This is a genomic window from Providencia sp. PROV129, assembly GCF_028482245.1.
Classification (GTDB): Bacteria; Pseudomonadota; Gammaproteobacteria; order Enterobacterales; family Enterobacteriaceae; genus Providencia; species Providencia vermicola.
The window spans coordinates 140,565-166,219 of sequence record NZ_JAMPQD010000014.1; the positions used below are offsets into that span (position 1 = coordinate 140,565).

At 37.4% G+C, this 25,655-nt stretch carries 26 protein-coding genes; 20 read left to right on the top strand and 6 right to left on the bottom strand.

Translation table 11 applies throughout. From position 1 onward, the window contains the following. Positions 1–9 precede the first annotated feature (9 nt). The gene (locus PSF27_RS10505; RefSeq protein WP_206086439.1) at positions 10–348 is read right to left on the bottom strand and encodes a GlpM family protein; all 339 of its coding nucleotides are present in this window, start codon (positions 346–348) and stop codon (positions 10–12) included. A 370-nt stretch (positions 349–718) separates the two neighbouring features. Here PSF27_RS10505 and PSF27_RS10510 point away from each other — a divergent pair, with 370 nt between their 5' ends. Together PSF27_RS10510 and PSF27_RS10515 are read left to right on the top strand one after the other, a co-directional pair. Beyond that, positions 719–2,386, top strand: a complete 1,668-nt coding sequence (locus PSF27_RS10510) for a methyl-accepting chemotaxis protein (RefSeq protein WP_272681420.1) — start codon at positions 719–721, stop codon at positions 2,384–2,386. A gap of 158 nt (positions 2,387–2,544) precedes the next feature. Beyond that, the gene (locus PSF27_RS10515) at positions 2,545–3,387 is read left to right on the top strand and encodes an MBL fold metallo-hydrolase (RefSeq protein WP_272681421.1); all 843 of its coding nucleotides are present in this window, start codon (positions 2,545–2,547) and stop codon (positions 3,385–3,387) included. A 98-nt stretch (positions 3,388–3,485) separates the two neighbouring features. Here PSF27_RS10515 and PSF27_RS10520 read toward each other — a convergent pair whose 3' ends face one another. After that, a complete protein-coding gene (locus tag PSF27_RS10520; RefSeq protein WP_272681422.1) occupies positions 3,486–3,875 on the bottom strand; it encodes a nuclear transport factor 2 family protein in 390 nt (129 codons plus the stop codon). A gap of 642 nt (positions 3,876–4,517) precedes the next feature. Between PSF27_RS10520 and nqrE the strand changes: the two genes are divergently transcribed. From nqrE to PSF27_RS10550, 6 genes are all read left to right on the top strand, one after another. Then, entirely contained in the window at positions 4,518–5,117 is a 600-nt protein-coding gene (nqrE, locus tag PSF27_RS10525; protein ID WP_206086428.1) for an NADH:ubiquinone reductase (Na(+)-transporting) subunit E, read from the top strand. Between the two features lie 588 nt (positions 5,118–5,705). Next, on the top strand, positions 5,706–5,915 hold the full coding sequence (locus PSF27_RS10530) for a hypothetical protein (protein WP_206086420.1): 210 nt from the start codon (positions 5,706–5,708) through the stop codon (positions 5,913–5,915). A 739-nt stretch (positions 5,916–6,654) separates the two neighbouring features. Then, on the top strand, positions 6,655–6,978 hold the full coding sequence (locus PSF27_RS10535) for a helix-turn-helix domain-containing protein (protein ID WP_206086416.1): 324 nt from the start codon (positions 6,655–6,657) through the stop codon (positions 6,976–6,978). 46 nt (positions 6,979–7,024) lie between these two features. Beyond that, entirely contained in the window at positions 7,025–7,243 is a 219-nt protein-coding gene (locus PSF27_RS10540; RefSeq protein ID WP_206086415.1) for a helix-turn-helix domain-containing protein, read from the top strand. 201 nt (positions 7,244–7,444) lie between these two features. Further along, positions 7,445–8,422 (top strand): acetyl esterase, encoded by a 978-nt coding sequence (aes, locus tag PSF27_RS10545; RefSeq protein WP_272681423.1) that lies wholly within the window; start codon positions 7,445–7,447, stop codon positions 8,420–8,422. A 90-nt stretch (positions 8,423–8,512) separates the two neighbouring features. Beyond that, positions 8,513–8,962, top strand: a complete 450-nt coding sequence (locus PSF27_RS10550; RefSeq protein ID WP_206086413.1) for a GNAT family N-acetyltransferase — start codon at positions 8,513–8,515, stop codon at positions 8,960–8,962. 297 nt (positions 8,963–9,259) lie between these two features. Here the strand turns inward: PSF27_RS10550 and PSF27_RS10555 are convergent, their stop codons facing one another. Continuing rightward, entirely contained in the window at positions 9,260–9,694 is a 435-nt protein-coding gene (locus tag PSF27_RS10555; RefSeq protein ID WP_272681424.1) for a GNAT family N-acetyltransferase, read from the bottom strand. A gap of 109 nt (positions 9,695–9,803) precedes the next feature. After that, the gene (gene icd / locus PSF27_RS10560; RefSeq protein WP_206086408.1) at positions 9,804–11,057 is read right to left on the bottom strand and encodes an NADP-dependent isocitrate dehydrogenase; all 1,254 of its coding nucleotides are present in this window, start codon (positions 11,055–11,057) and stop codon (positions 9,804–9,806) included. A 531-nt stretch (positions 11,058–11,588) separates the two neighbouring features. Between icd and PSF27_RS10565 the strand changes: the two genes are divergently transcribed. The 10 genes from PSF27_RS10565 to PSF27_RS10610 all read left to right on the top strand — a co-directional run bounded on the left by PSF27_RS10565 (position 11,589) and on the right by PSF27_RS10610 (position 21,427). Next, entirely contained in the window at positions 11,589–12,242 is a 654-nt protein-coding gene (locus PSF27_RS10565) for a hypothetical protein (RefSeq protein ID WP_272681425.1), read from the top strand. Positions 12,243–12,373: 131 nt separating this feature from the next. Beyond that, positions 12,374–13,030, top strand: a complete 657-nt coding sequence (gene rluE / locus PSF27_RS10570; RefSeq protein ID WP_272681426.1) for a 23S rRNA pseudouridine(2457) synthase RluE — start codon at positions 12,374–12,376, stop codon at positions 13,028–13,030. Beyond that, positions 13,023–13,472, top strand: a complete 450-nt coding sequence (locus PSF27_RS10575; protein ID WP_272681439.1) for an NUDIX domain-containing protein — start codon at positions 13,023–13,025, stop codon at positions 13,470–13,472. Before rluE ends, PSF27_RS10575 begins: the two co-directional genes overlap by 8 nt. Positions 13,473–13,607: 135 nt before the next feature. Then, positions 13,608–14,711, top strand: a complete 1,104-nt coding sequence (gene mnmA, locus PSF27_RS10580; protein ID WP_272539446.1) for a tRNA 2-thiouridine(34) synthase MnmA — start codon at positions 13,608–13,610, stop codon at positions 14,709–14,711. A gap of 2 nt (positions 14,712–14,713) precedes the next feature. Beyond that, complete coding sequence (hflD, locus tag PSF27_RS10585) at positions 14,714–15,340, top strand: high frequency lysogenization protein HflD (RefSeq protein WP_272681427.1); 627 nt, start codon at positions 14,714–14,716, stop codon at positions 15,338–15,340. Positions 15,341–15,357: 17 nt separating this feature from the next. Beyond that, a complete protein-coding gene (purB, locus tag PSF27_RS10590; protein ID WP_206086404.1) occupies positions 15,358–16,728 on the top strand; it encodes an adenylosuccinate lyase in 1,371 nt (456 codons plus the stop codon). 243 nt (positions 16,729–16,971) lie between these two features. After that, positions 16,972–17,646, top strand: a complete 675-nt coding sequence (phoP, locus tag PSF27_RS10595) for a two-component system response regulator PhoP (protein WP_206086403.1) — start codon at positions 16,972–16,974, stop codon at positions 17,644–17,646. A gap of 1 nt (position 17,647) precedes the next feature. Then, positions 17,648–19,105 (top strand): two-component system sensor histidine kinase PhoQ, encoded by a 1,458-nt coding sequence (gene phoQ / locus PSF27_RS10600; RefSeq protein WP_206086402.1) that lies wholly within the window; start codon positions 17,648–17,650, stop codon positions 19,103–19,105. A gap of 253 nt (positions 19,106–19,358) precedes the next feature. After that, a complete protein-coding gene (locus PSF27_RS10605) occupies positions 19,359–20,483 on the top strand; it encodes a ribosomal protein uL16 3-hydroxylase (RefSeq protein ID WP_206086401.1) in 1,125 nt (374 codons plus the stop codon). 344 nt (positions 20,484–20,827) lie between these two features. Further along, on the top strand, positions 20,828–21,427 hold the full coding sequence (locus tag PSF27_RS10610) for a LysE family translocator (protein WP_272681428.1): 600 nt from the start codon (positions 20,828–20,830) through the stop codon (positions 21,425–21,427). Between the two features lie 53 nt (positions 21,428–21,480). Here PSF27_RS10610 and pepT read toward each other — a convergent pair whose 3' ends face one another. Beyond that, positions 21,481–22,716 (bottom strand): peptidase T, encoded by a 1,236-nt coding sequence (pepT, locus tag PSF27_RS10615; protein WP_206086399.1) that lies wholly within the window; start codon positions 22,714–22,716, stop codon positions 21,481–21,483. 390 nt (positions 22,717–23,106) lie between these two features. Here pepT and PSF27_RS10620 point away from each other — a divergent pair, with 390 nt between their 5' ends. Then, positions 23,107–23,817, top strand: coding sequence for an SDR family oxidoreductase (locus tag PSF27_RS10620; RefSeq protein ID WP_272539437.1), 711 nt, complete (start codon positions 23,107–23,109; stop codon positions 23,815–23,817). 49 nt (positions 23,818–23,866) lie between these two features. On the opposite strand, the gene cobB is transcribed toward PSF27_RS10620, so the two are convergent. After that, a complete protein-coding gene (cobB, locus tag PSF27_RS10625) occupies positions 23,867–24,700 on the bottom strand; it encodes a Sir2 family NAD+-dependent deacetylase (RefSeq protein ID WP_272681440.1) in 834 nt (277 codons plus the stop codon). A 329-nt stretch (positions 24,701–25,029) separates the two neighbouring features. On the opposite strand from cobB, the gene PSF27_RS10630 reads away from it, so the two are divergent. Beyond that, positions 25,030–25,518, top strand: a complete 489-nt coding sequence (locus PSF27_RS10630) for a TIGR00645 family protein (protein WP_206086397.1) — start codon at positions 25,030–25,032, stop codon at positions 25,516–25,518. Positions 25,519–25,655: the final 137 nt, after the last annotated feature.

The window sequence follows — 25,655 nt, forward strand, 5'->3', positions numbered from 1 at the left end:
TTTTATAATCTACTGAATAAGTTGCCAAATATAAACTAAAATAGCAGCAGTAATTATCCATATTATTGTTGCTAAACTCAAACTACCCCAAGCCGTCATTTTCGTTGCAAATATATAAACTGTAAGTAGATACATAGCATAAGGAATTAATGACCATAACCCAAATAATGCAGTTTTTCTTAATGCCTCAGTGCCTTGCTCCTGCACAACAATCACATGTGCGATAAGCGCAAAAGTTGGAAATAAAGGTACCAACCCAGCAATATAATAAACTTTACTCCGTGAAAATAATGCAATGATAAGTACAGCTACAGCACCAATTAGACATTTTAAGAATAATGAAAACATAAGAGTTTAATTCCTTTTTACATTTAGCTTATTATCATTTCTTACTATTGAAAAGTTAACAGCATTATCAATTCAAACAATAGCTTATAAATTTTCTTTTCATTTTGTTAACCATTCCAAAAAATAAGTAAACACACTTAGATTTCATTCATTTTTATGAACTAAGTCATATTATTGCATGTAAAGTATCCATCACGAGTGCCGATACATTGAGTTAGTCCCTACGCCTGATGCTTTCGCGTGACTATATATAACGTTTTAGTCTATAGGATAATTTTGATTCACTTATCGCTAACAATGTTATGTCTGAAAGTCGTTATTTGTATGTATTCAAAAACATACTGCTCGATGGTATGAAAGGAAATAATCAATGATGTCTGATACTTCAAAAAAAATTAACTTTAACTCAGCTAAATTTACCTTCACTGGCCTCAAAACGACGACGTTGGTCTGGTTTATTTCAGGACTGCTGATCACACTACTACTGTCTACTTGCTGGTTTTTCTTTAGCTCGTTAAAACAGTATCAAGCAACACTCAATGACCTGGATATAATTTATAATGAGCAAACTGAATTAAACAATACGTGGCAATCTCTACTTCAAGCACGCAATACATTAAACCGCGCAAGCTCTCGCCATTTATTGATCATCAATAAAATGAAAACGTCGAATACTGACATCGACAGCCTTATTCAGTTTTACCATCAAAAAATGACACAAACCAATACATATTGGAAAAATTTTTCTGAAAGTTCCATGTATCAAAACAATGCAGCTTTCACCGATTTAGAAAAATCGTATAATACATTATATGCCGCACTGAATGAACTTTCTGTGTTCTTAGTCGAAGGAAAAACCTACGATTTTTTAAATCAACCCACACAATCATTTCAAGATGCATTTGAAAAAAATTACATAAATTATCACCAACAGCTTAATAAAAATTACCATGACATCGCTATTTCAAGCGAAAAACTTTATCACCAAAGCATAATTGGTCTTATTGTGATCATTACAATAATCTCCATTGTCACTCTATTCATCCGTTTTATTTTGCAATTTTTCTTTATCCGCCCTCTCAACCAAGTTATTGATGGTATCGAAAAAGTCAGCCAAGGTATTCTTTATCATCAATTTGATAATAAAGGTCTTTCTGAAATAAAACTGCTCAAAATACATGTCTCTAATATGCAAAGTAAGCTTATTGAAATTGTAAAAAATATTTATGACAACACTCACCATATTAAAGTTGAGTTGAATGATATTACGCAAATGAACCATGATTTGTCCATCCGAGCAGACCAGCAAGCCGCAGCAATTGTTGAAACTGCCGCCAGCGTTGAAGAACTCGACTCTTCATTTAAGCTCAATACAGCACATACAAATCAATCTTGTCAGCTTATGTCTGCAACGAGTATTACCATAGATAAGAGCAATGAGCTAATTTCTGATGTCGTCGAGAATATGGATGATATCGTCGACTTCTCTAAAGAAATCAGCAAAATTACATCTACAATTGATAATATTGCCTTCCAAACGAATTTGTTGGCGCTTAATGCAGCTGTTGAAGCCGCTCGAGTGGGTGAACATGGGAAAGGTTTTGCTGTCGTCGCTAATGAGGTTCGCGAGTTATCAATAAGCTGTACGCAAGCATCCAAAGAGATTAAATTATTAATCAATAATTCAAATGATAAAATTAATCATTGTTTCCAACTGGCGGCAGATGCTAACGATAATATTGTCTCTATTGCTCAAGATACCTCTAATATTAACGAAATGATCCAAAGCGTTGCCCTTGCCTCTAATGAGCAAACTCACGGTGTAAGCCAGATCCACCTAGCTATCAACGAATTAGATAACACGACTCAAGCGAATGCTTCAATGACACGTGAATTACAATCTTCACTAAAAGCACTCGAGTCTCAATCCAATTTACTGGAAGAGATAATTTCTATCTTCCACATTGAAGCCGAAGATACACAACAATCTGACAGCATTGAGCAAAAAAAAGATCTACCAATTAAAAAACTCCACTAAATTAAATTATTAAACCGTTGGGCACTATTCATGGTGCCCATATTTTTATTTTCTTTCATATTTTTTCTTCTTTATTCATGTTTGACTACCATTGAATATTTCTAACAAATTATCTGATATAACATGTCACGATTATTTCGAATAACGACGAGCCGACTATGACAATTAAAATTACCGTTCTTGTTGATAATAACACTCTCATCGACAGTTATTTTTGCGGTGAGCCAGGTGTCTGCTATCACATTGAAGCTGATGGCAAAAAAATATTATTTGATACAGGTTACTCTGATATTTTTATTAATAATGCCCATATACTCAATATTGACCTAGCCGATATTACCGACCTTGTGCTGTCTCATGGCCACAATGATCACACATGGGGATTAGGTCATTTGATTCAGTATTTTGACCGTCGTAACGTTGAGGAAAACCACCCCAAACAGCTTATTTATCATCCAGATGCATTAAAACCAAAACAGTTTCAATCGAAAGTGATTGGAGCGAACACCCCAAAAAATGTACTCGATGCCTACTTCACTTGTATAGAATCTATAAAGCCATACTATTTATCTGATAACGTTATATTTTTAGGTCAAATACCTCGGAATAATAATTTTGAAGGAAAAGACCCAATCGGTATTATGGTTAATGAAAACCAACAACACGTTGATGACTATGTCCTTGATGACACCGCTCTGGCAGTTACAACAACAGAAGGACTGATTGTAATAACAGGTTGTTCTCATTCAGGTATTTGCAATATTGTTGAATATGCGAAACACGTCACTGGGATAAATAAAATAGTCACTGTAATTGGCGGTTTTCACTTACAACAAGCCTCAGATGATCTTTTAGAACAGACTGGCAACTACTTTACTCAACAGGACTTATTGCACATCCACCCATGCCACTGTACTGACCTTGCAGCAAAGATACACTTAGCTAAGCATACTCCTGTTAAAGAGGTTGGTGCTGGCTTACAGCTCACTTATTCAAGTTAACTTGATTGCCCAGTAGTAAGCTGGGCATATTCTTGCAGCTAATCTGATGAACAAAAAAATTACCTTTCCATTCAGAAAATTATCTACATATAAATACGTTAAGTTCTTGACCCTAAATCACTGTCGTGTTTATTACCTTGAGTCATCCGCGTAAGCTCCTCGCAACGTACTATTTTATTATCTAAGACAGTAAAACAGGCAAATACTTCATACTCGCTGTAAGAGCCGTCTTTTTTCGTTGCCTTTGCAATATGTTGAGTATGAACGCAGTTATCTCCCTCTGCGATAGATTTAATTGTTATCGTAATTGATTCAGTTGCTTCCTCTAACACCTTCATATGCGCAACGAACTCATCAAAGCCAATTTCTTTACCATCGACTATTTGAATGTAATCTCTAGAGAAAAACTGCTCTATAACAGATAGTGATCCGATTTGCGTTCCTAACACAGAATCTAAAGCTTGTTTAACCAACTGTATTTTTCCCACTATTTACCTCTTGTTTTTTATAAATGCCTTTACTCTGTTATATGTTGTAAACCAACGATTTCAAGGGAACACTTATATTTAATTAAGCATTCTATTAACTTCAGCATTTTATGCTTTTTATAGCCCAAATGTTCCCTCCACATTAAATTAGGCTCATGTTATTTCTTTGAGATACATTTTGTTTTTTTACATTAAAACCATTTAACCCATATTAACACCAATAAATAACCTTATAATTCATGCTGGTATATGGATTAATTTTATAAAAATCACTCATAAAAACAAAGAAAATACGGCAAAAATCATTTATTTTTAAGCCATTTAGTCCATTTTTCTATTTAGATCACAAAATTCATGTGTAATATCATATTCTTCGTAAATTTCACACTTTTATAAAATAATGTATCTTGCTAATTCTTATGCTTTTATCCATAATCCTAAGCTATAGTATTTACCACTTTCAGTAACTTCATAGACTCAGTTTTTCCAAGTAATCTTGGATAAGTCCTGAAAACGATATCCCTAATTTATTGGGAGGGGCAGTTTTATGCATATCCCCCCCCCTACTTATATAGGAAACATTTAATATAATCGTATGTTTTTACTGTTAAATGTAATCATGACATATATAAAGGAGGATTTGTGCTGGAAAATCATTTAAACATATTTATTCGAGCTGCATTTATTGAAAATATGGCCTTGAGCTTTTTCCTCGGAATGTGTACTTTCCTCGCGGTATCCAAAGAGGTTAAAACCTCGTTTAAATTAGGTCTAACCGTTGTTGTCTTACTCACTATCGCTACGCCCATCAATAACTTGATCTATAACTATGTTCTTCGAGACGGAGCTATAGCTGAAGGTATTGACTTATCATTTTTATCCTTTGTCACATTTATTGCTGTTCTAGCCGCTTTAGTCCAGATCTTAGAAATGTTCCTAGATAAATTTATACCTTCCCTCTATCACTCACTGGGGGTCTTCTTACCACTCTTAACTATTCACTGTGCTATTTTTGGAGCAACCATTTTTATGGTTGAAAGGAACTATACATTCACAGAATCTGTTGTTTATGGTGCTGGTTGTGGGATAGGTTGGATGTTGGCTATTATTGCGCTTGCGGGTCTTCGTGAAAAAATGAAATACTCTGATATTCCAAAAGGATTAAGAGGATTAGGAATAACATTTATTACCGTAGGTTTAATGTCCCTTGGCTTTATGTCTTTTTCAGGTATTTCGCTCTAATTTTGCATTGAATAGCACATTTCTAAAATCATCTCATTCTATAATGTTAAAAAGCCAATAAGGACATTACTTTTTAACATTTAAACTTGTTTGCTAAGAGGCTACCCCTTTCTTTCGTCCTAGCTTTTTCTCAATCCCCCTACTCTTTCTATCCGTTCTGTAACTTCTATCACTTTTTTATTTTCACTCTAAATTGGATTAAAAGATAAACACTGGTATGATTCAATTGCCGACTCAAACGATAGGCACTTTATAACTATAATTATACAGATACATTTCCATTAGATACCCCTGCTTGCAGGGGCTTTTTTATAAAGAACAGTATTCACGTTGAAGTGTTATATTTGCTAATTACATTTTATACAACGAATAATATTGTAAAATTAGTCATATAATTGGATGAGAACATTTCTCTTTTCACTATATCCCTTTAGAACCCCTGTCCCCCTAGATGTCATTTCATCTTTCTTTTCATGCTACTTGTTACATTATTTAACCCTTTGTTAAGGTAATACATGGTTATTTAGCATACAGTAATACCAACTTTATCAAAATCATCAATTGGATATTTACAATTAAGGTGGCACTATGCGATTTAATTTGACCCAAATAAGTATCTTAGAAGAAAACTCCAAAATAATTGGTTTAGACCTCATTCTAAGTGGAGATGATAAATCTACTCACCATTTAAAAATGGATATCAAAGGGTTGGATATGATGAATCTCACATTAAGAGATATTGAGAAACAAGCAATTAAACAGGTTAAACATAATTTTGAACATTGCTCCAATGGATAAACTAGGCACCACATTCACTTTATCCCCATACATCTATCTCATACTGGCTTAGGCCAGACAAAACTCACCTTTTAATCAGAGCGTCATCTGAACCCCACCATCATCTAATACCCTCTAGGTATATGAGTATCTATGATTGAAAAATAATTAGTTAAAATCATCAAGTTTTAAAATGACATACCGATAAACTAAACTATTACGCCCAATTTTGATATAGAACATCGATACGTTCCGATACAATGAACTCATTCCAAATAAGTAACAAAGCGACTAATACCTATTCCAGAAAATATTTGTAACAAATCTTTTCTATTGGTAAACTTTCATTTCAATATTGTTTTATCTATGTAAAAAATAATAATAAATTTTGTCTCAAATTGATAAAAAAGAATAATAAAAATATTGAATAAATAAAAAACCAAACAAGCATCATAAAATAATAGTTCATATTATTATTTATTAATACATGAAAAATGCTATCGCATATACACGTGATAAGAGTATTTGCGATAATCACAAAATTCGCTGTATAAAATACATAAAATTAACAAATTGGTTTATAAACTTATTTATCAATATGTTGAGACTACCTTACCACTAAAATCAAACGATTGTTTAATTTCATTTGATAGCTACTACCAATTAAAAATTGGAAAACAAGTATTTAAAACGATTGTACTTGATATAAATATTTGACTAGTTTTTATCTCAGAAAATTCTTAATAAAAAAGAGGTTAATATGAATCGTGCTATTTTAAATAGCAAAGTTAATACCTTAGTGGGAAATTATTTAAGGCAAAAACGGATTGAAAATGATATGACTGGTGCTGAAGTTAGCGAATTACTTCATGTTAGTCAGCAACAAATTTCACGTTATGAAAATGGTATTAATACAATTTCATTCAGTTTAATCCTACTGTTTCTTATCAAATTAAATATCAGTGTAGAATCTTTTTTTGTTTCTTTACTGAAGGAGCTGGAAAATGAAGGTGATATTATAGACTTAGGATTAAGTTTATATTTAAATCCATCATCTAGAGAAAATCAATATCTTTATATATAAAATGCCTCATCAACATCAGGATCAATAACTAACTCAGAACATATAAATGTTAAAAAACAATAAAAATCTTGGCCTATACATACAAAAAAACAGAATAACTAACCATATTTCAATTGAAAAAATGGCAAATTTATTAGACATATCAACAGATTTTTATCTGTCTTATGAAAATGGTGAAAAATCCATTTATGCAGACCATTTATTTTATATCGCTAAAATTTTAAATATCGATATCAGCCAGTTAGTTAACGTTTATTTAGAATAGCTAACTTATAGCATTTAAGCGTCAGAGGTTTATTAAAACCTCTGACCTTCAATAGCAAACCCACTAATAGCTCTTATCCTCCTATTTTGTGAAAATATATCAATATGTAATAAAAAAACATGTCTTTTAATATTGGATAACGAGGTCACAACTTCGCATTTTATGTCTTCTACAATGTACAGCCTAAAAGTAGGAGAAAAAATGAACCCTAATAACAAAGTAAACGTTCTTAAACTCATTTCGGCAGAAATGAATAAAGTCATTGATTATTACTCAAAAAACACATCTAGCTCACCGCAAAGTACTGATTTAATATCATTACGTGAAGCTTATAATGAAGATAGAAAGTATTGGAATGCAGATGCCCCCATCATGCAATCAACTCATGATATTAACATTCAAACGCCTTATGGTTGTATCCTTACACGCATATTTCAGCCTACAATAACTACACCTGCGACATTATTTTATATCCATGGTGGTGGGTTTATTTTCGGTAATCTTGATACCCATGACAGAATAATGCGGTTACTAGCGCTATATACTGGCTGTACCATCATTGGTGTAGACTATTCTTTATCACCCGAAGCCCGTTACCCTCAAGCAATTGAGGAAATATCTATGGCATATCAATTTTATGCCCTTAATGCCGAGAAGTATAATATTAACATGGATCAGACAGGCTTTGCGGGGGATTCCGCTGGCGCAATGTTATCATTAGCGACAACACTTTGGCTTCGTGATAATAATATTGTAAATCATGAAATTAAAGCTAATTTACTTTGGTACGGACTTTATGGTTTACAAGATTCAGTGAGCCGTCGACTTTATGGCGGTGAGTGGGATGGATTAACACAGAAAGACCTTGAAGGATATGACAGCGCCTATCTTGGTGAGTCAGGAAGTCGCGAAGCACCTTACTACTGTTTATTCAATAACGATTTAACTCATCATATTCCACCTTGCTTTATTGCCAGTGCGGAATTTGACCCACTTTTAGATGATAGCATCGCATTATTCAATACATTAAAAAACAATAAGATATCCTGCAAATATAAGATGTACCCAGGTACATTACATGCTTTTTTACATTATAGCCGTATGATGAATATTGCTGATGAAGCAATTAGAGATGGTGCTGAGTATTTTAAAAGACTTACCTCTGAAAATAGCCTCTAGAGCTAAATTCTGTCATTCAATTTTCTGTATTGTTTTATTTGATTAATACTTACAAGTAAAATTATCTTACAGAGCAAAACAGAGGTTATTATGCTAATTAGCCTAAAAGCGGTTACAAAAGAAAACTATGAATCCATTTGTCTTTTAGATGTATCTGATGAGCAAGAAAAATATGTTGCTTCAAACACTTGGTCACTGGTTGAAGCCGCTTATAATGAAAATTATACCGTAAGAGCTATTTACTGTGATGATGACCCAGTTGGTTTCTTTATGTGGGTACAAGAAAGCCCAATAAGAATATCAATTTGGCGGTTTATGATTGACCAACATCACCAAAATAAAGGAATAGGTAGACAAGCGCTTAGCCTCGCGCTTACAGAGATAAAACAAACACAATCAATCATAGAGATTGAAATATGTTATAACCCTAACAACCCTGTCGCCAAAAATTTTTATTCCTCATTTGGTTTCAGTGAGGTCGGTATGGATAAAAATAATGAAGATATGCTTGCGTTAATTTACCTTAAAAAAGAGCGATGAATTTTCCCCTTAACCTAGGGAAAAAACCTCTGCAGCGGTAGCCATTATCTTAATATATGCATATCGCCCTCCTGCAAGGTATTCCTATTTATTAAGTTAATAGGTAAACGCACAACTATTAAAGTAATTAATCTGTGAGAGTGATATTCGGTAGCTATAGACGAATAAAGGCCGCATTAGTGTTGTGATCCCACTAATTGGACGACTAATTACTGAAGGCTTTTTACTGTCGTAATTCATCTTTCCAATGTACAAATACAGTCATCAAAGATAACTCCTCCAATAGTGTAGTTATCTTTAATAACGTCTGTAAGGATATTTTTCTAGAACGCTAACTGATGCCTTGTTTCCATCCGTAACCACAGCTTGATACCGTGAAATGGCGGATAATTCAGGGAGTGCCAATAAGGCGGCCAATGAATCAGTAGCCAAAGACTTACCTGAGAACTCACACGCTATCATGTAACCAACTTCAGCCACCAGCTCACAACTTTCTTGAACTATCATTAAACCCGTTAACCCCATCGGAATACCATCAACTTTTCTTCGGATCACTAGGCATAACCAATGAGAAGACGATAAGTCCCATTTTGGTAGGCGGCTTTCAAAAGCATCTTTGATTTGTTCATCACTTAATGGATCAGAAACAAATCGCATTATTCTAGCATCTGTATATAGCTTCCTGAAAAAAAACCAATCTGCTTGCGTTATCTTTGTTAGCTCAAACGTCATTTTCTCTCCAGTAATAAAATTTAGCGATATTTGGGATGACCATTGACATGTAACACAATAAAAAACGGGAACTATTAAGTTCCCGTTCTTAATCACAACACGTAATAAATTACATGTGTGCGATCATTGCATCGCCGAATTCGCTACATTTCAGTAATTTAGCGCCTTCTAACTGACGTTCGAAATCGTAAGTTACAGTCTTAGCCGCGATTGCGCCTTCCATACCTTTAACGATTAAGTCAGCCGCTTCAGTCCAGCCCATATGGCGCAGCATCATTTCAGCAGAAAGGATGATAGAACCAGGGTTTACTTTGTCCTGACCTGCATATTTAGGTGCAGTACCGTGAGTTGCTTCGAATAATGCACACTCAGAACCAATGTTAGCGCCTGGCGCAATACCGATACCACCAACTTGTGCTGCTAATGCATCAGAAATGTAGTCACCGTTTAGGTTCATACACGCTATAACATCATATTCCGCAGGACGCAGCAGGATTTGTTGTAAGAATGCATCTGCAATCACATCTTTAACGATGATATCTTTGCCTGTTTTAGGGTTTTTAATTTTAACCCATGGGCCGCCATCTAATAATTCGCCGCCGAATTCTTCTTGTGCTAATTGGTAACCCCAATCTTTAAACGCACCTTCAGTGAATTTCATAATGTTTCCTTTATGAACTAAAGTCACTGAATCACGACCATTATCAATTGCATATTCAATTGCCGCGCGAACTAAACGCTTTGTTCCTTCTTCTGAACATGGTTTGATACCGATACCACAATCTTGTGGGAAACGGATTTTTGTCACACCCATTTCATCTTGCAGGAATTTAATGACTTTGTCAGCTTCTGCGCTACCTGCTTTCCACTCAATTCCTGCGTAAATATCCTCCGAGTTTTCACGGAAAATAACCATATCGGTCAGTTCGGGCTGTTTAACTGGGCTTGGTGTGCCTTTGTAGTAACGTACTGGACGTAAGCAGATGTACAGGTCAAGTTGTTGACGTAGTGCAACGTTCAAAGAACGAATACCACCACCAACTGGAGTTGTTAAAGGACCTTTAATTGAAACGCGGTAATCACGGATTAAATCGAGAGTTTCTTCTGGTAACCAAACATCTTTACCATAAATTTGTGTAGATTTTTCGCCAGTGTAAATTTCCATCCAAGAAATTTTGCGCTCACCGTTGTAAGCTTTTTTAACTGCCGCATCAACCACTTTTAACATTGCTGGAGTGACATCAACACCAATGCCGTCACCTTCGATATAAGGGATAATTGGGTTGTTCGGAACGTTTAGTTTGCCTTTTGCATCAATGGTAATTTTAGCGCCTTCTGCCGGAACTACTACTTTGCTTTCCATTAACCTCTCCTTTCACTTGCGTATTTTGCTTGTTAATTTTTTGTAAGAGACGTGTCAATACTACTTCAATCTGCGTCGAACGCCAATGATTACTCACCTAAGCTTTAGTATGGATCGCATTAAACGCACTAACACGTGAATAAAAACAGAATAATTCCTTATAAAATCATATCATTACTGAAAAAGATAACTCACTCATACCCTACAAATCATCGAAACCCAATAACACTGCCTTGACGACTTTGAAACTCAATTCACATTAATTTTATCTGGAATAACATTAATAAACATTCGAACTGCTCACATAAATTGAGTTGTTTGTTATTTTTTCCTTTAATTAACAATAACTTTAATTAACAAATCCTCAATTTATTACTTTTATGATTTTAATGTTTTTAATCTCTAGTAAAGGTGAGCAAATAAAGAGCACGAATAAGCTAAGAAATAACTCCCACTAATAAATATCGCAATATAGGCAAATATAAAATGAATATAAAATCATTAATAACCAACTCATAAAAAGGTGATTATATGAAAAAACTTTCTATTTTTATTCAAAAAAAGAAAAATGAATATGCTCAACACCCTTTTTTCTTAAAACCCATCGACCCGCAGCGCCCTACAGCTGAATCTTTAGAGTTTATGCCTAAAATAGCTTTTTTTATTATGAGCTTTGGTGATTTAAATAAATTTATTTTGCCTTTTACTTTTCCACAAAATACGTTAGAGGCAGCTGTTAATACACACGCACTTGAAGATGAAAATCATTGGCCATGGTATCTCAGTGATTTATGCACATTGAAAATGAATAAGCCACAACCTATAACAGATACTCTAGCGTGGCTGTGGTCACCACAAATGGAAGCCAATCGTAAACTCACTTACCAACTCATTGAAATGTTATCAACCCAGCCTGCAAAAATTCGATTAGTCATCATTGAATCAATAGAAGCCACAGGTCGTGTATTTTTTACTTATTTAAATGAAATTGCACAACATTCCCCTAATGCGTTAGTTTATTGTGGTGATCTTCATTTAAGTCGTGAAAGCGGTCATACCATGGGTAGTGAAGTTGAACTTATTGATACTATTCCTTTTAGTCATCAAGAATATACAATTTGCTTAGGTCTCATTGAGCGGATATTCGATATATTTAGTGAGTTCATTGATGAGATCAGCGAATAATTAATTAAAATATGAGTCATAACGCTTTGTGACTCATATTTCCCTACCCCCTAAGAATATTTTTTTTCGTTGATTTCCATTATACTTTCAGACGTACCTTTTTACTGGCACTACTATCTGGCTAACGACAAATGAATATACCCCCTAAGAAACGGGCTAAATTTGGCTCATCCCCTATAAAACAAAAACACGCCAAATCCACCAAGCATTTAGCAATTTCAGCTAGTCGCCAACCCGCTAAAATACGCAAAGTTATTCTATTCAACAAACCCTTTGATGTACTGCCACAATTTACCGATGAACAAGGCCGCGACACCTTAAAAAATTATATTCCTATTACGGATGTTTATGCCGCGGGTCGCCTTGATAGAGATAGTGAAGGCTTGTTAATTCTAACTAACGATGGAAAATTACAAGCGCGTTTAACACAACCCCAGAAAAAAACAGGGAAAATATACTATGCTCAAGTAGAGGGGATCCCTGATGAAAGTGCATTGGTACGATTTCGCCAAGGGCTGACGTTAAATGATGGCCCTACGCTTCCCGCAGGGATTGAGTTAGTCGAAGAACCTAAATGGTTGTGGCCCCGCAATCCGCCAATTAGAGAACGCAGAAATATTCCAACAAGTTGGCTTAAAATTACATTATACGAAGGCCGTAATCGACAAGTGCGTCGTATGACGGCAAATATCGGATTCCCAACGCTGCGCTTAATTCGCTATCAAATGGGTGAATTTAATTTAGGGGATTTATCAGTAGGTGAATGGATGGAGGTCAATGTTGTTTAAACCCAATGTCACTGTCGCAACAATTGTGCATGCTGAAGGCAAATTTCTAGTCGTCGAAGAGTGGATTAATGATAAACCCACTTGGAACCAACCCGCAGGCCACTTAGAGGCTAACGAAACTCTCTTGCAAGCTGCTGAACGTGAGTTACTTGAAGAAACTGGCATACAAGCGACGCCAACTCAATTAATTCAAATCCATCAATGGATTGCACCTGACAGCACTCAATTTATTCGCTTTTTATTTGCTGTCGAACTTGATGCTATTTGTGAAACCCACCCGCAAGATAGCGATATCGCCTGTTGTCACTGGGTCGACGCGCAAGACATTTTAGAAAGTGACTGCTTACGTTCCCCTTTAGTCGCTGAAAGCTTGCGTTGCTTTCAAACTGGGAATCATTACCCTCTAGATATTCTTTCAGCTTATGGCTCCCACTACCAATAATCCCCCTTTGCTTGGTGAAATTGTCACCAAGCAATAATATTCTCTCTAACGCTGGTGCAACAAGGGGTCAACATGCTAAAGTATGGGGCTTGATTTTTCCGCAGTGAGACTATTTCCATGTCAAATAACAGTACCATGTCAGATAACAGCCAGAAAAAAGTCATCGTCGGTATGTCCGGTGGTGTTGACTCATCCGTATCCGCCTATTTGCTGCAGCAGCAAGGATATCAGGTGGCTGGCCTGTTTATGAAGAACTGGGAAGAAGATGACGATACGGAATATTGCTCCGCTGCAACTGACCTTGCTGATGCGCAAGCTGTGTGTGACAAACTCGGCATCGAGTTACACACCATCAACTTTGCCGCAGAGTATTGGGACAATGTATTCGAACATTTTTTAACCGAATACAAAGCGGGCCGCACGCCAAACCCTGATATCCTGTGTAACAAAGAAATCAAATTTAAAGCCTTCTTAGAATTTGCTGCTGAAGATTTAGGGGCAGATTATATTGCAACAGGCCACTATGTACGCCGCCGTGATGTCAACGGAAAAAGCCAGTTACTCCGTGGTTTAGATGGTAATAAAGACCAAAGCTATTTCCTGTATACACTCAGCCATGAACAAGTGGCAAAAAGCCTGTTCCCTGTCGGTGAGCTTGAAAAGCCTGAAGTCCGCCGTATTGCTGAAGAAATCGGTTTAATCACCGCAAAGAAAAAAGACTCAACGGGCATTTGCTTTATTGGTGAACGTAAATTCCGCGACTTCCTCGGTCGTTACCTTCCTGCTCAACCAGGTCCGATTGTCACGGTTGATGGTGAAACAATTGGTCAACATGAAGGCCTGATGTATCACACATTAGGCCAACGCAAGGGCTTAGGTATTGGTGGAACGAAAGAAGGTTCAGAAGAACCTTGGTATGTTGTCGATAAAGATGTTGAAAACAATATATTAATTGTTGCACAAGGCCATGAGCATCCACGGTTGATGTCTATCGGCTTGATTGCGCAGCAATTACACTGGGTTGATAGAAAAACGCTAACCCAACCATTGCGCTGTGTGGTCAAAACGCGTTACCGTCAAGGGGATATCCCTTGTACAATTACGCCTATTGATGCAGAGCGAATCGAAGTCACATTTGATTACCCAGTTGCTGCTGTCACCCCAGGGCAATCTGCCGTGTTCTATATTGACGAAGTCTGCCTTGGTGGCGGCATTATTGAAGCGCGTATTCAGGAGTAGTTGTGGCGAAAAATTATTACGACATTACGCTTGCCTTAGCGGGGATCTGCCAAGCAGGTGCTATGGTTCAAAAGCTGGCCCACGAAGGCACATGCCTTGATAGCGATGCCGAAACAATGGTCAATAGCCTGACCAACATGAACCCAAGCTCCACATTAGATGTGTATGGTAATGCCCCTGCAAATCTCAAAACAGGTTTAGGTGCAATGTTAGGCATGCTAACAGGTGGTAACAGTGGTTTATCCGCCGAGATGACGCGTTATATGCTGAGCATGATGGCCCTTGAGCGTCGTCTAAATAAAGACGATGAAGCGATGAATAAGCTTGGGCAACGTATTGAGCAATTCGAGCGCCAAGCGAGCTATTTTGAACCTCTTTCTGATGGTGTGTTTAATGCATTAGCAGGAATCTATGTTGATGTCGTCAGCCCTGCTGGCCCACGCATTCAAGTAACGGGTTCCCCTGACATTCTGAAAAACACCTTAGTTCAGGCTAAAGTTCGCGCAATTTTGCTGGCGGGTATTCGTTCCGCAGTACTTTGGCAGCAAGTGGGTGGAAGTCGCATCCAACTTATGTTTTCTCGCAATCGTCTGGCAAATCAGGCGAAAGAAATTTTGTCTCACCTTTAAATCTGGAGTTGCTACCAATGGAATTATCCTCACTGACCGCTGTATCCCCGATTGACGGCCGTTACGGTGATAAAGTCAGCGCTTTACGCACTATTTTTAGTGAGTTTGGCTTACTGAAATTTCGCGTGCAAGTTGAAGTTCGCTGGCTGCAAAAACTGGCTGCAACCGCTCAAATCAAAGAAGTTCCTTCATTTGATGCTGACGCAATCGCTTACTTAGATGAAATTGTTGCGAACTTCTGCGAAAAAGACGCAATGCGGATTAAAGAAATTGAACGCACAACCAACCACGATGTTAAAGCCGTTGAGTATTTTCTCAAAGAAAAAGTAGAACATATTCCTGCCCTGCATTCGGTTTCTGAATTCATTCACTTTGCATGTACATCAGAAGATATCAATAACCTTTCTCATGCATTGATGCTCAAAACAGCACGTGAAGAGGTGCTTTTACCTCAATGGCGTCAAATTATTGATAAAATAAAAGCAATGGCGCATGAATACCGCGACCTGCCATTGCTCTCTCGGACTCACGGTCAACCTGCTACGCCATCAACCATTGGTAAAGAGTTTGCCAACGTTGCTTACCGTTTAGAACGTCAATTCCGTCAACTACAACATGTTGAAATTTTAGGTAAAATTAACGGCGCAGTGGGTAACTATAATGCGCATATGGTTGCTTACCCTGAAGTGAACTGGCACGAATTTAGCGAAACGTTTGTGACTTCATTAGGCATTCAGTGGAACCCATTCACTACGCAAATTGAACCACATGATTACATTGCTGAACTCTTTGATTGCGTCGCACGTTTTAACACAATTGTATTAGATTTCGACCGTGATATTTGGGGATATGTCGCATTAAATCACTTTAAACAAAAAACTATCGCTGGCGAAATCGGCTCTTCTACCATGCCACACAAAGTTAACCCTATCGACTTCGAAAACTCCGAAGGTAACTTGGGTTTAGCAAATGCTGTTTTAGGTCATTTAGCGAGCAAACTGCCTGTTTCCCGCTGGCAACGTGACTTAACGGATTCAACTGTACTACGTAACTTGGGTGTAGGCTTAGGTTATGCCTTAATTGCCTATCAATCTACTATGAAAGGCTTAAACAAGCTGGAAGTTAACGAACAGCACTTACTGGACGAGTTAGACCAAAATTGGGAAGTGTTAGCGGAGCCTATCCAAACTGTTATGCGTCGCTATGGTATCGAAAAACCGTATGAAAAACTGAAAGAATTAACTCGTGGTAAGCGTGTTACCGCTGAAGGCATGAAACAGTTTATTGATGGTTTAGAGTTACCTGAGCATGAAAAAGTGCGCTTAAAAGCAATGACACCCGCTAACTACATTGGTTACGCTGTCACTTTTATTGATGAACTGAAATAATCTTAGTTGATTTATTCAGGCGGCCAATGTGCCGCCTTTTTTATTAGCTCTATTTCTATATTAACCATAAATTCCCCAAAACAGCCTAATCACTCGAAAAAAACCGCTTTTTTTTTGCTTTGTTTGACTTATATTTACTTAATCCCTTGTCGTGGCTGAGATCTCTTTTTACCATGACGTTTCTAGTGCATGATTCATGATTATCTCGGTAGGCACTTTAATTTTTTACTATGAGGGTTTCAGATGCGTATTCTTATCGTCGAAGACAATGCGTTACTTCGTCATCACTTAACAGTTCAACTTAAAGAACTGGGTCATCAGGTTGATTCAGCTGAAGACGCAAAAGAAGCTGATTATTTTTTGCATGAAAGCTGCCCAGACATCGCCGTTGTCGATTTAGGCTTACCCGATGAAGATGGCCTATCAATGATCAAACGTTGGCGCAGTAATCATGTAAATATCCCCCTCCTAGTACTGACCGCCCGCGAAAGTTGGCAAGAAAAAGTCCAAGCATTAAATAGCGGAGCAGATGACTACGTCACCAAACCTTTTCAATTAGAAGAGCTTGTCGCTCGCATGCAAGCACTAATGCGCAGAAACAGCGGGTTAGCCTCTCAAGTATTGGAGTTGAATAACTTTGTTATCGACCTGTCTCGTAAAGAATTCACTGTAAATGGTGAAGCCGTTAAACTAACAGCTTTTGAATATACTATAATTGAAACCTTATTACGCAATAATGGTAAGGTTGTTAGCAAAGATTCATTAATGCGCCAACTTTATCCAGACGCAGAGCTTAGAGAAAGCCATACCATTGATGTTTTAATGGGAAGATTGAGAAAGAAAATTCAACAATTTCATAGTGATGAAGTTATCGTGACGGTTCGTGGCCAAGGCTACCGTTTTGATGTGAATGGCTAACATGTGGCTAAGCAAATTTAAAGTTAAACCGCTTTCGTTACGTGCTCGATTTTTGTGCGCAACGTCTGCTGTTATCCTTGCGTTAACACTGTCCTATGGCATCGTGGCCATACTTGGTTATTTAATCAGTTTCGATAAAACCACCTACACCCTACTACGGAGCCAAAGTAACCTAATTTATAGTTTGGCTCAGTGGCAAAACGATAAAATTGATATTCGTGTTCCTCCAAATTTCACGTTAAATAACCCTACATTAATCATTATTTACGATGAACAAGGGCAAGTATTATGGCGCCAGCGTGATGTACCTAGTGTTGAGCGCTTGATCCGCAATGATTGGTTAAAAAAAGAAGGTTTATACGAAATTGATACCGATATTCGTGAAACCCGCCAACTCCTTGATGACAATCCAGAATACAACAACAAGTTGGATAAAATAGAAAGTGATGATGAGCCGCTCACTCACTCCGTTTCAGTTAACCAATATGCCGCTGGAGAGAACCTGCCTCCTTTAACTATTGTTGTTGTCGATACATTGCCACAAGATTTACAAAATACAGGGCTAGTATGGGAATGGTTTGGTTATGTATTGCTCGCTAACTTAATTTTAGTCATTCCTTTACTGTGGCTCGCCGCCTATTGGAGCTTGCGTCCCATCAAGTCCTTAGTTTCTCAGCTAAGTAGTCTTGAAAAAGGCGAAAGGGATACCCTAGATGAAAACCCGCCTTCTGAGCTCAGAGGATTAGTGCGTAATTTGAATATTTTGTTAACTAACGAACGAAAACGCTATAGCAAATACCGCACCACTTTGTCTGATTTAACCCATAGCTTGAAAACACCACTTGCTGTTTTACAATCCACGTTGCGCTTACTTCGTTCAGGTAAACAAATGAACATCGACCAAGCTGAGCCCATCATGCTGGAACAAATTGGCCGAATTTCACAACAAGTCGGTTATTATTTGCATCGTGCGTCGACACAAGGTGATGAAAACCTGATGCTCAGAGAAATTTCATCTGTTCCATCAATATTAGATAGCTTAGCAAGCGCATTACACAAAGTTTATCAACACAAAGGCGTTTCTATTACCGTCGATATTTCCCCTGAAGTAACTTGGTTAGGTCAACCTAATGATTTTATGGAAGTGATGGGTAATATTATGGAGAACGCCTGCAAATATTGTTTGGAGTTTGTTGAAGTGACCGCCATTGTTGAACAAGACAGCCTAACATTAATTGTGGACGACGATGGCCCAGGTGTTCCTGAAAGCAAACGTAGCCTCATTTTCGTTCGTGGGCAACGTGCAGATACACTTCGACCAGGCCAAGGACTAGGCTTGTCTATCGCAGTGGATATCATTGATCAATATGATGGGGAAATCACCATTTGTGATAGCCCTCTCGGTGGGGCACGATTAGCCGTCACATTTCGGCAGCAATCTATGATTGAAGATAGTTAATATGTGATGTGAATCCGTTTCTTCCCTACTTTACAAACCATTTCAGGTATACTATTTAAGAGTTTTTTTCGCGGAGCTGTTATATTTTGATAATGCTTTTTCAATCAAAATCATCACACAGTTCCCACTTATTTAAGATAAGATCGATAGAGTAAAATAAGCCTTACTTAGGTTATTAAGACTAGAACAGCCATATTAATCTAGACATTGTAAAAGTTATCAGGAAAGCTCAACAGCTCCTAGGGACAATAAGATGGACTATACACTTAATCTTGACTGGCAGAGTTTTCTCGACAGTCACTGGCAGAAGCGCCCACTGCTTATCAAAAAAGGGTTTGCGCGTTTTATTGATCCTATCTCACCAGACGAACTTGCTGGTTTAGCGATGGAAGATGAGGTTGATAGCCGTTTAGTCAGCCATAAAGAGGGAGTTTGGCAAGTCGGCCATGGCCCATTTGAAAGTTATGATCACCTCGGTGAGGAAAATTGGTCTATTTTAGTGCAAGCTGTGGATCATTGGCATCATCCAAGTGCCGCCTTAATGAAGCCATTTCGTGTCTTATCCGACTGGCGTATGGATGACTTGATGATTTCTTATTCCGTACCTGGTGGCGGTGTTGGCCCTCATCTTGATCAATACGACGTATTTATCATTCAAGGAGAAGGCCGTCGTCGTTGGCGTGTTGGGGAAAAAATCCCAATGAAACAACATTGTCCTCACCCTGACCTTCTGCAAGTGCAGCCTTTTGACGCTATCATTGATGAAGAAATGGAACCAGGTGATATCCTATATATCCCACCTGGATTCCCACATGAAGGCTATGCTATTGAGCCCTCATTAAACTACTCTGTTGGTTTCCGAGCACCCAATACACGCGAACTGATGAGCAGCTTTGCTGACCATTTAATTTCTAATGATTTAGGCAGTTATCGTTATAGTGATCCTGATTTATCGTTCCGTGATAACCCTGCTGAGATTTTACAAGGTGAGCAAATCAAACTGCGTGAAATGATGGAATCACTGATTAACGACCCTGATTTGTTTCGTCAGTGGCTAGGTGAGTTTATTTCTCAATCACGCCATGAATTAGATATTGCACCACCAGAACCGCCTTACGAACACGATGAAATCTATGATTTGCTAAAAACACAGCAAGAGACTTTATATAAACTTAACGGTCTTAGAGCATTACGTGTCGGCGATCAATTCTTCGTAAATGGTGAATGTTTAGAAACCACTTGCTATGAAGCTGCAGACAGCTTATGTCGTTATGATTCCGTTAATAGCCAAACTCTGGGCGAAGCTATTGATGATGTCAATTTTATCGCTCTTATGACAGCCTTAGTGAATAATGGTTATTGGTATTTTGACGACTAATTCGCTTTATTAAAAATAACATCTAAATAATATACAAGCTCATCCTAAAATGATGGGCTTGTAATTCTATAAATAAGAAATATTACTTCAAAAAACACGCTCTCTCTGCTGGAAAAAACCAGTCATAGAACCACTTTTCTTTACTTACCTCTATTTAATGGGCTTTATTGTCTATTTTATCACTAATAAATCGTCATTATTTAGCCTATTACCACCAAAAATGGCATCCATAGATAAAGCATTTTCAAAATTCATTTCTACAATACTTTAAATTAACAACCAACTACCTTTGCAGACTTGCAATATAAACTTAATTTATATATTTCACGCTAGAATATAACATCATGAATATAGAAGTTTTTTTAGCTTTATCGATATTTTCGTTTGCTACATCAATCACCCCTGGCCCCAATAACGTCATGTTACTCACTTCAGGTGTTAATTTTGGATTTAAACGTACTGTTCCCCATAGCATTGGCGTTTCATGTGGCTTTTTTATTATGTTACTCGCTGTCGGCTTAGGTATGGGGACCATCATTCAATCTTCACCGTTGCTATACGCCATTTTGAAATATTTCGGTATTATCTATTTGCTTTGGTTAGCATGGAAAACAGCAATTAGTCACGCTATAACCAAAGCGAATAATAAAAAAAATAAACCATTAACTTTCATAGAAGCTGCGCTTTTTCAATGGATAAACCCAAAAGCTTGGATCATGGCAGTTGGAGGTATGGCAATGTATACCAACACTGTGGAACCCTATTTTTCAATATTGTTAGTCGCTGTGGTCTTCGCCTTGATAAATTGGCCTTGCGTTGCGATTTGGGCTTTGTTTGGTCATCAATTACGTGAACGATTATCGCAACCTCGCATATTAAGAAGATTTAACTTAGTGATGGGGATACTTTTGGCACTGAGTGGTATTTCTGTATTATTTCAATAAACCCGTGAAGCACACTCTAATAAATTTTGAGTGTGCTTCCTTAGATAAATAGTTTATGGCTGACGAGCATGAATTGCTGTTAATTCAGCGATTCGCATAATAACGTCTACCGCCTGTTCCATGCCCTCTTGGGTGATAAACTCATGTTTACTATGGAAGTTATATCCCCCAGTGAAAATATTTGGACAAGGTAAACCACGATGAGAAAGCTGAGCGCCGTCCGTTCCGCCACGAATTGGCTGAACAACAGGTTCAATACCACAATCAATCATGGCCTGTTTTGCTAACTCAACAACATGGGGATATTTCATCACCTCTCTTTGCATGTTGTAGTAAGTGTCATCTAATGTCAGCTCAATATAGCAACTTGGGTGAAGGTTTTCTCCAACCTTTTCAGCAATACGAATGATATTTTTCTTTCTCGCTTCAAAACTGGCGAGATCAAAATCACGAATAATATAGTTTAGCTCGGCCTTTTCTACCGTCCCCTTCATAGATGTGAGGTGGTAAAACCCTTCGTAACCATCTGTATTTTCAGGCACTTCATCCGCAGGTAACATGGAATGAATGCGGTTAGCTAAATTGAGCGCATTTACCATTACCCCTTTTGCATTACCAGGATGAGTATTATTGCCAACAATTTTGATACCTACGTTTGCCGCATTGAAATTTTCATACTCTAATTCCCCTACACCACCGCCATCAACGGTGTAAGCCCACAATGCATCAAACTGCTTAAAATCAATATGACGGGCACCACGGCCAATTTCCTCATCAGGGGTAAATGCTAAGCATATTTTCCCATGTGGGATTTTATTGCCCTTTAAACGTACCAGAGCCGTGATAATTTCAGCGATCCCCGCCTTATCATCCGCACCTAATAATGTTTTACCGTCAGTCATTATCAGTGTTTTGCCAATCATTTCATGTAATACAGGGAACATGACTGGCGATAAGACTTCGTCACCAATACCTAGCGCAATATCACCACCTCGATAGTTTTCTAAAACTTGTGGGCAAACATTTTTACCCGAAAAATCAGGCGCTGTGTCTAAATGAGAAATAAAACCAATGGTAGGAACATCCCAATCAACGTTCGATGGCAAAAAGGCCATTAAGCAACCTTGATCGGTTAACGTCACCTGATCAAATCCTAATTCGTTCAGTTCTTTAGCTAGTGCTCGGGCAAATTTTAGCTGGCCTGTGCTACTAGGTACTGTTTTTGCATTCAGTTTTGATTGTGTATCAAAAGCAGTATATTCAAAAAACCGCTCCAAGAGTTTGTCCATACCCATCCCCCTAAAATATCAATAGCTATATTATGGGAAAGATCACAGATTCAATTATTGTTTCAAATCAGCTTTGCGGTTATTGCTGGTGCTTTTTTAGCATAATGCGTAAATTATATTTAATTCACGCATTTTATTTTATATACCTGTTTGCATTTTGCCCACAAAAGAACCCATAAATAATAAAGATAATACTCAATGTGTATTATCTCGTCGGTAATCAGTTATTTTTTCTTACCTAAAGCGTCAAATTAAGTTAACTATTAACCAACAACTGCATTATTAGCCAGTTATTTTTTTAAACAACTGTGCTATACAAGGTAAATAATTATTTGCTTATCATTTAGCAAATAAACAACATTAATTTGTTTCAAGGTAACTAAGGATATTATGTCAAATACTTGTTTAATTTATGGTGTTAGCAAAGGATTAGGTAAAGCACTTGTTGAGGGTGTACCTGGTCCTAATGATGTTATTTATGGCGTTTCACGCTCAAAACCGCCATTCGAGCAGAGCAACTTTTATTGGATCCAAGCAGATTTAAGTGATAACCAGTCCGCTAACATAATTAAAAACACCATTAAGCAACAACCTATTAATACCTTAATTTATAATGTTGGTATCTGGGAGAAGTTAGCCTTTAGTGATAAATATCAATTTGAAACAAGCGATGATATTGAAATACTGAATATGATCCAAACCAATATCAGTGCTTGCTTGCTCAATTTGAAAGCATTATTACCTAACTTACGTTTAGCAAAAAATAGCAAAATTATTTTAATTGGCTCAACCTGGGGATTAGATAACCATAAAGGCAAAGAGGTTACCTTTTCTGCCACTAAATATGCATTAAGGGGTATTATTCAGTCATTAAGGGAAACTTTAAGGGAAGACAAAATTGCTATTTCAATACTGAATTTAGGCTATTTAGCAACTGAATACCCGCTGTCTTTGCCTGTAGATGATGTTATTGAACAAAGTGGAGGTCAACTGATCCCCCTACAGGATGTGGTTAGTGCTGTGCGGTTTATACTCAGCACCAGCAATGCAACATGCGTAAAAGAAATCACTATGCCAGCCATGATGGATGAAAATGTTTAACTGATTTTTATAAAAAATCTGAAAAGGGAAACTTCGTTTCCCTTAATGCTTACTGCGCGATGTCTTTAACCTGTAATTCCATTATCAACTGGTTTATATACTCCACCACCACCTGACTTGCCAAACCGTAATGTTTTTCATCGAATTCACTTTCGACTTGGCTTGGCTCTAAGTTAAGCTCAACAGTATGAGCACCATGCAATTTTGCTTCATGGACGAAACCTGCTGCTGGGTATACATGTCCAGATGTCCCAATAGAAATAAAAATTGTCGCGTTTTCAAGGGACTGATAAATATAATCCATACCAATAGGCATTTCACCAAACCATACAATATGCGGTCGCAATGGTTGAGGAAATTGGCAACAATGGCAACGGTCTTCTACCGTTAAATCCCCTTTCCACTCCAATACTTGATTGGACCAATTACAACGTGCTTTTAATAATTCACCATGCATATGGACTATGCGTTTACTTCCCGCTCTTTCATGTAAATTATCAATATTTTGTGTGATCAACAAAAAATGGTCACCTAACAACTCTTCCAGTTGCGCTAACGCAAAATGTGCCGCATTGGGTTTGATATTGTCCTGCTGAAGTTGTTTACGCCTTTCATTATAAAAACGTTGCACTAATTGAGGATCCCTTTCGAAACCTTCAGGTGTCGCAACATCTTCAACACGGTGTTCTTCCCATAATCCATCCGCAGAGCGGAATGTTTGAATACCTGACTCAGCCGAAATACCTGCACCAGTTAATACAACAATGTTCACTTTTTTCATATCATTTAGTCTGTTATCTATATAAAAAGACCGGTTGCGAAGTCGCTGGCGGCGTACACATTTATTTTTACGAGCTTTTTTTAATCTATGACGATATCGCAACATCGAAAGCTTCCCTTCATTCAAGCAACCAATGTATAACAACTCAGATAATTAAATTTGTTCTCTATCGCTGTTAATACACCACTTTTCTATATTATTTAAACATTAATATACTAGAGCGCATCACGCAGTTGAATGCAAATAAAAATATCGAGGGTATCGATTTTGTCACCTTTTTATCATAAGTATTTCATCATTTATTCATAATTGAGCCACAAAAATCGCGCAACCGTAAAACAATAAAAAAACCTTTCTTGATAGTACCCCATACAGTTAGAATACATCCCGCAGATTTACTGCGATGATTATTCACCATTTAAAGGGGTTTCATGGAAAAGTTTTTCGAAAGAGCAATGTATGCTTCGCGTTGGATCTTAGCACCTATCTATTTTGGGTTGTCACTGACATTATTAGCTTTAACGATTAAGTTCTTCCAAGAACTCTACCATATTCTACCTAACATATTATCCATCCCTGAGGCAGACTTAATCCTTATGCTGCTCTCATTGATTGATATGGCATTAGTTGGTGGTCTATTAGTGATGGTGATGTTTTCAGGCTATGAGAACTTTGTTTCTCAGATGGATATTCCTGATAGCAGCGAAAAACTGGGTTGGTTAGGCAAAATGGATGCCTCTTCCCTAAAAAATAAAGTTGCCGCTTCAATTGTAGCGATCTCATCTATTCACTTACTGAAAATCTTTATGGATTTAAAAAGTGTCGAAAATGACAAGCTCATGTGGTACGTCATTATCCACCTGACCTTTGTGTTATCAGCCTTTGTCATGGGCTACTTAGACAAAATGACGAAAAAGTAATTTTCTTTTGTCCTTGTTGTGCCTGTTTTTCATACGATACGAATAATCGGCCATCAATTAATTTGTTAGCACACATTTAACTCGATGTCGTTGTTCCTGCTGTGCTACGATCTCGCCTAAATAATTTGATGGCACAA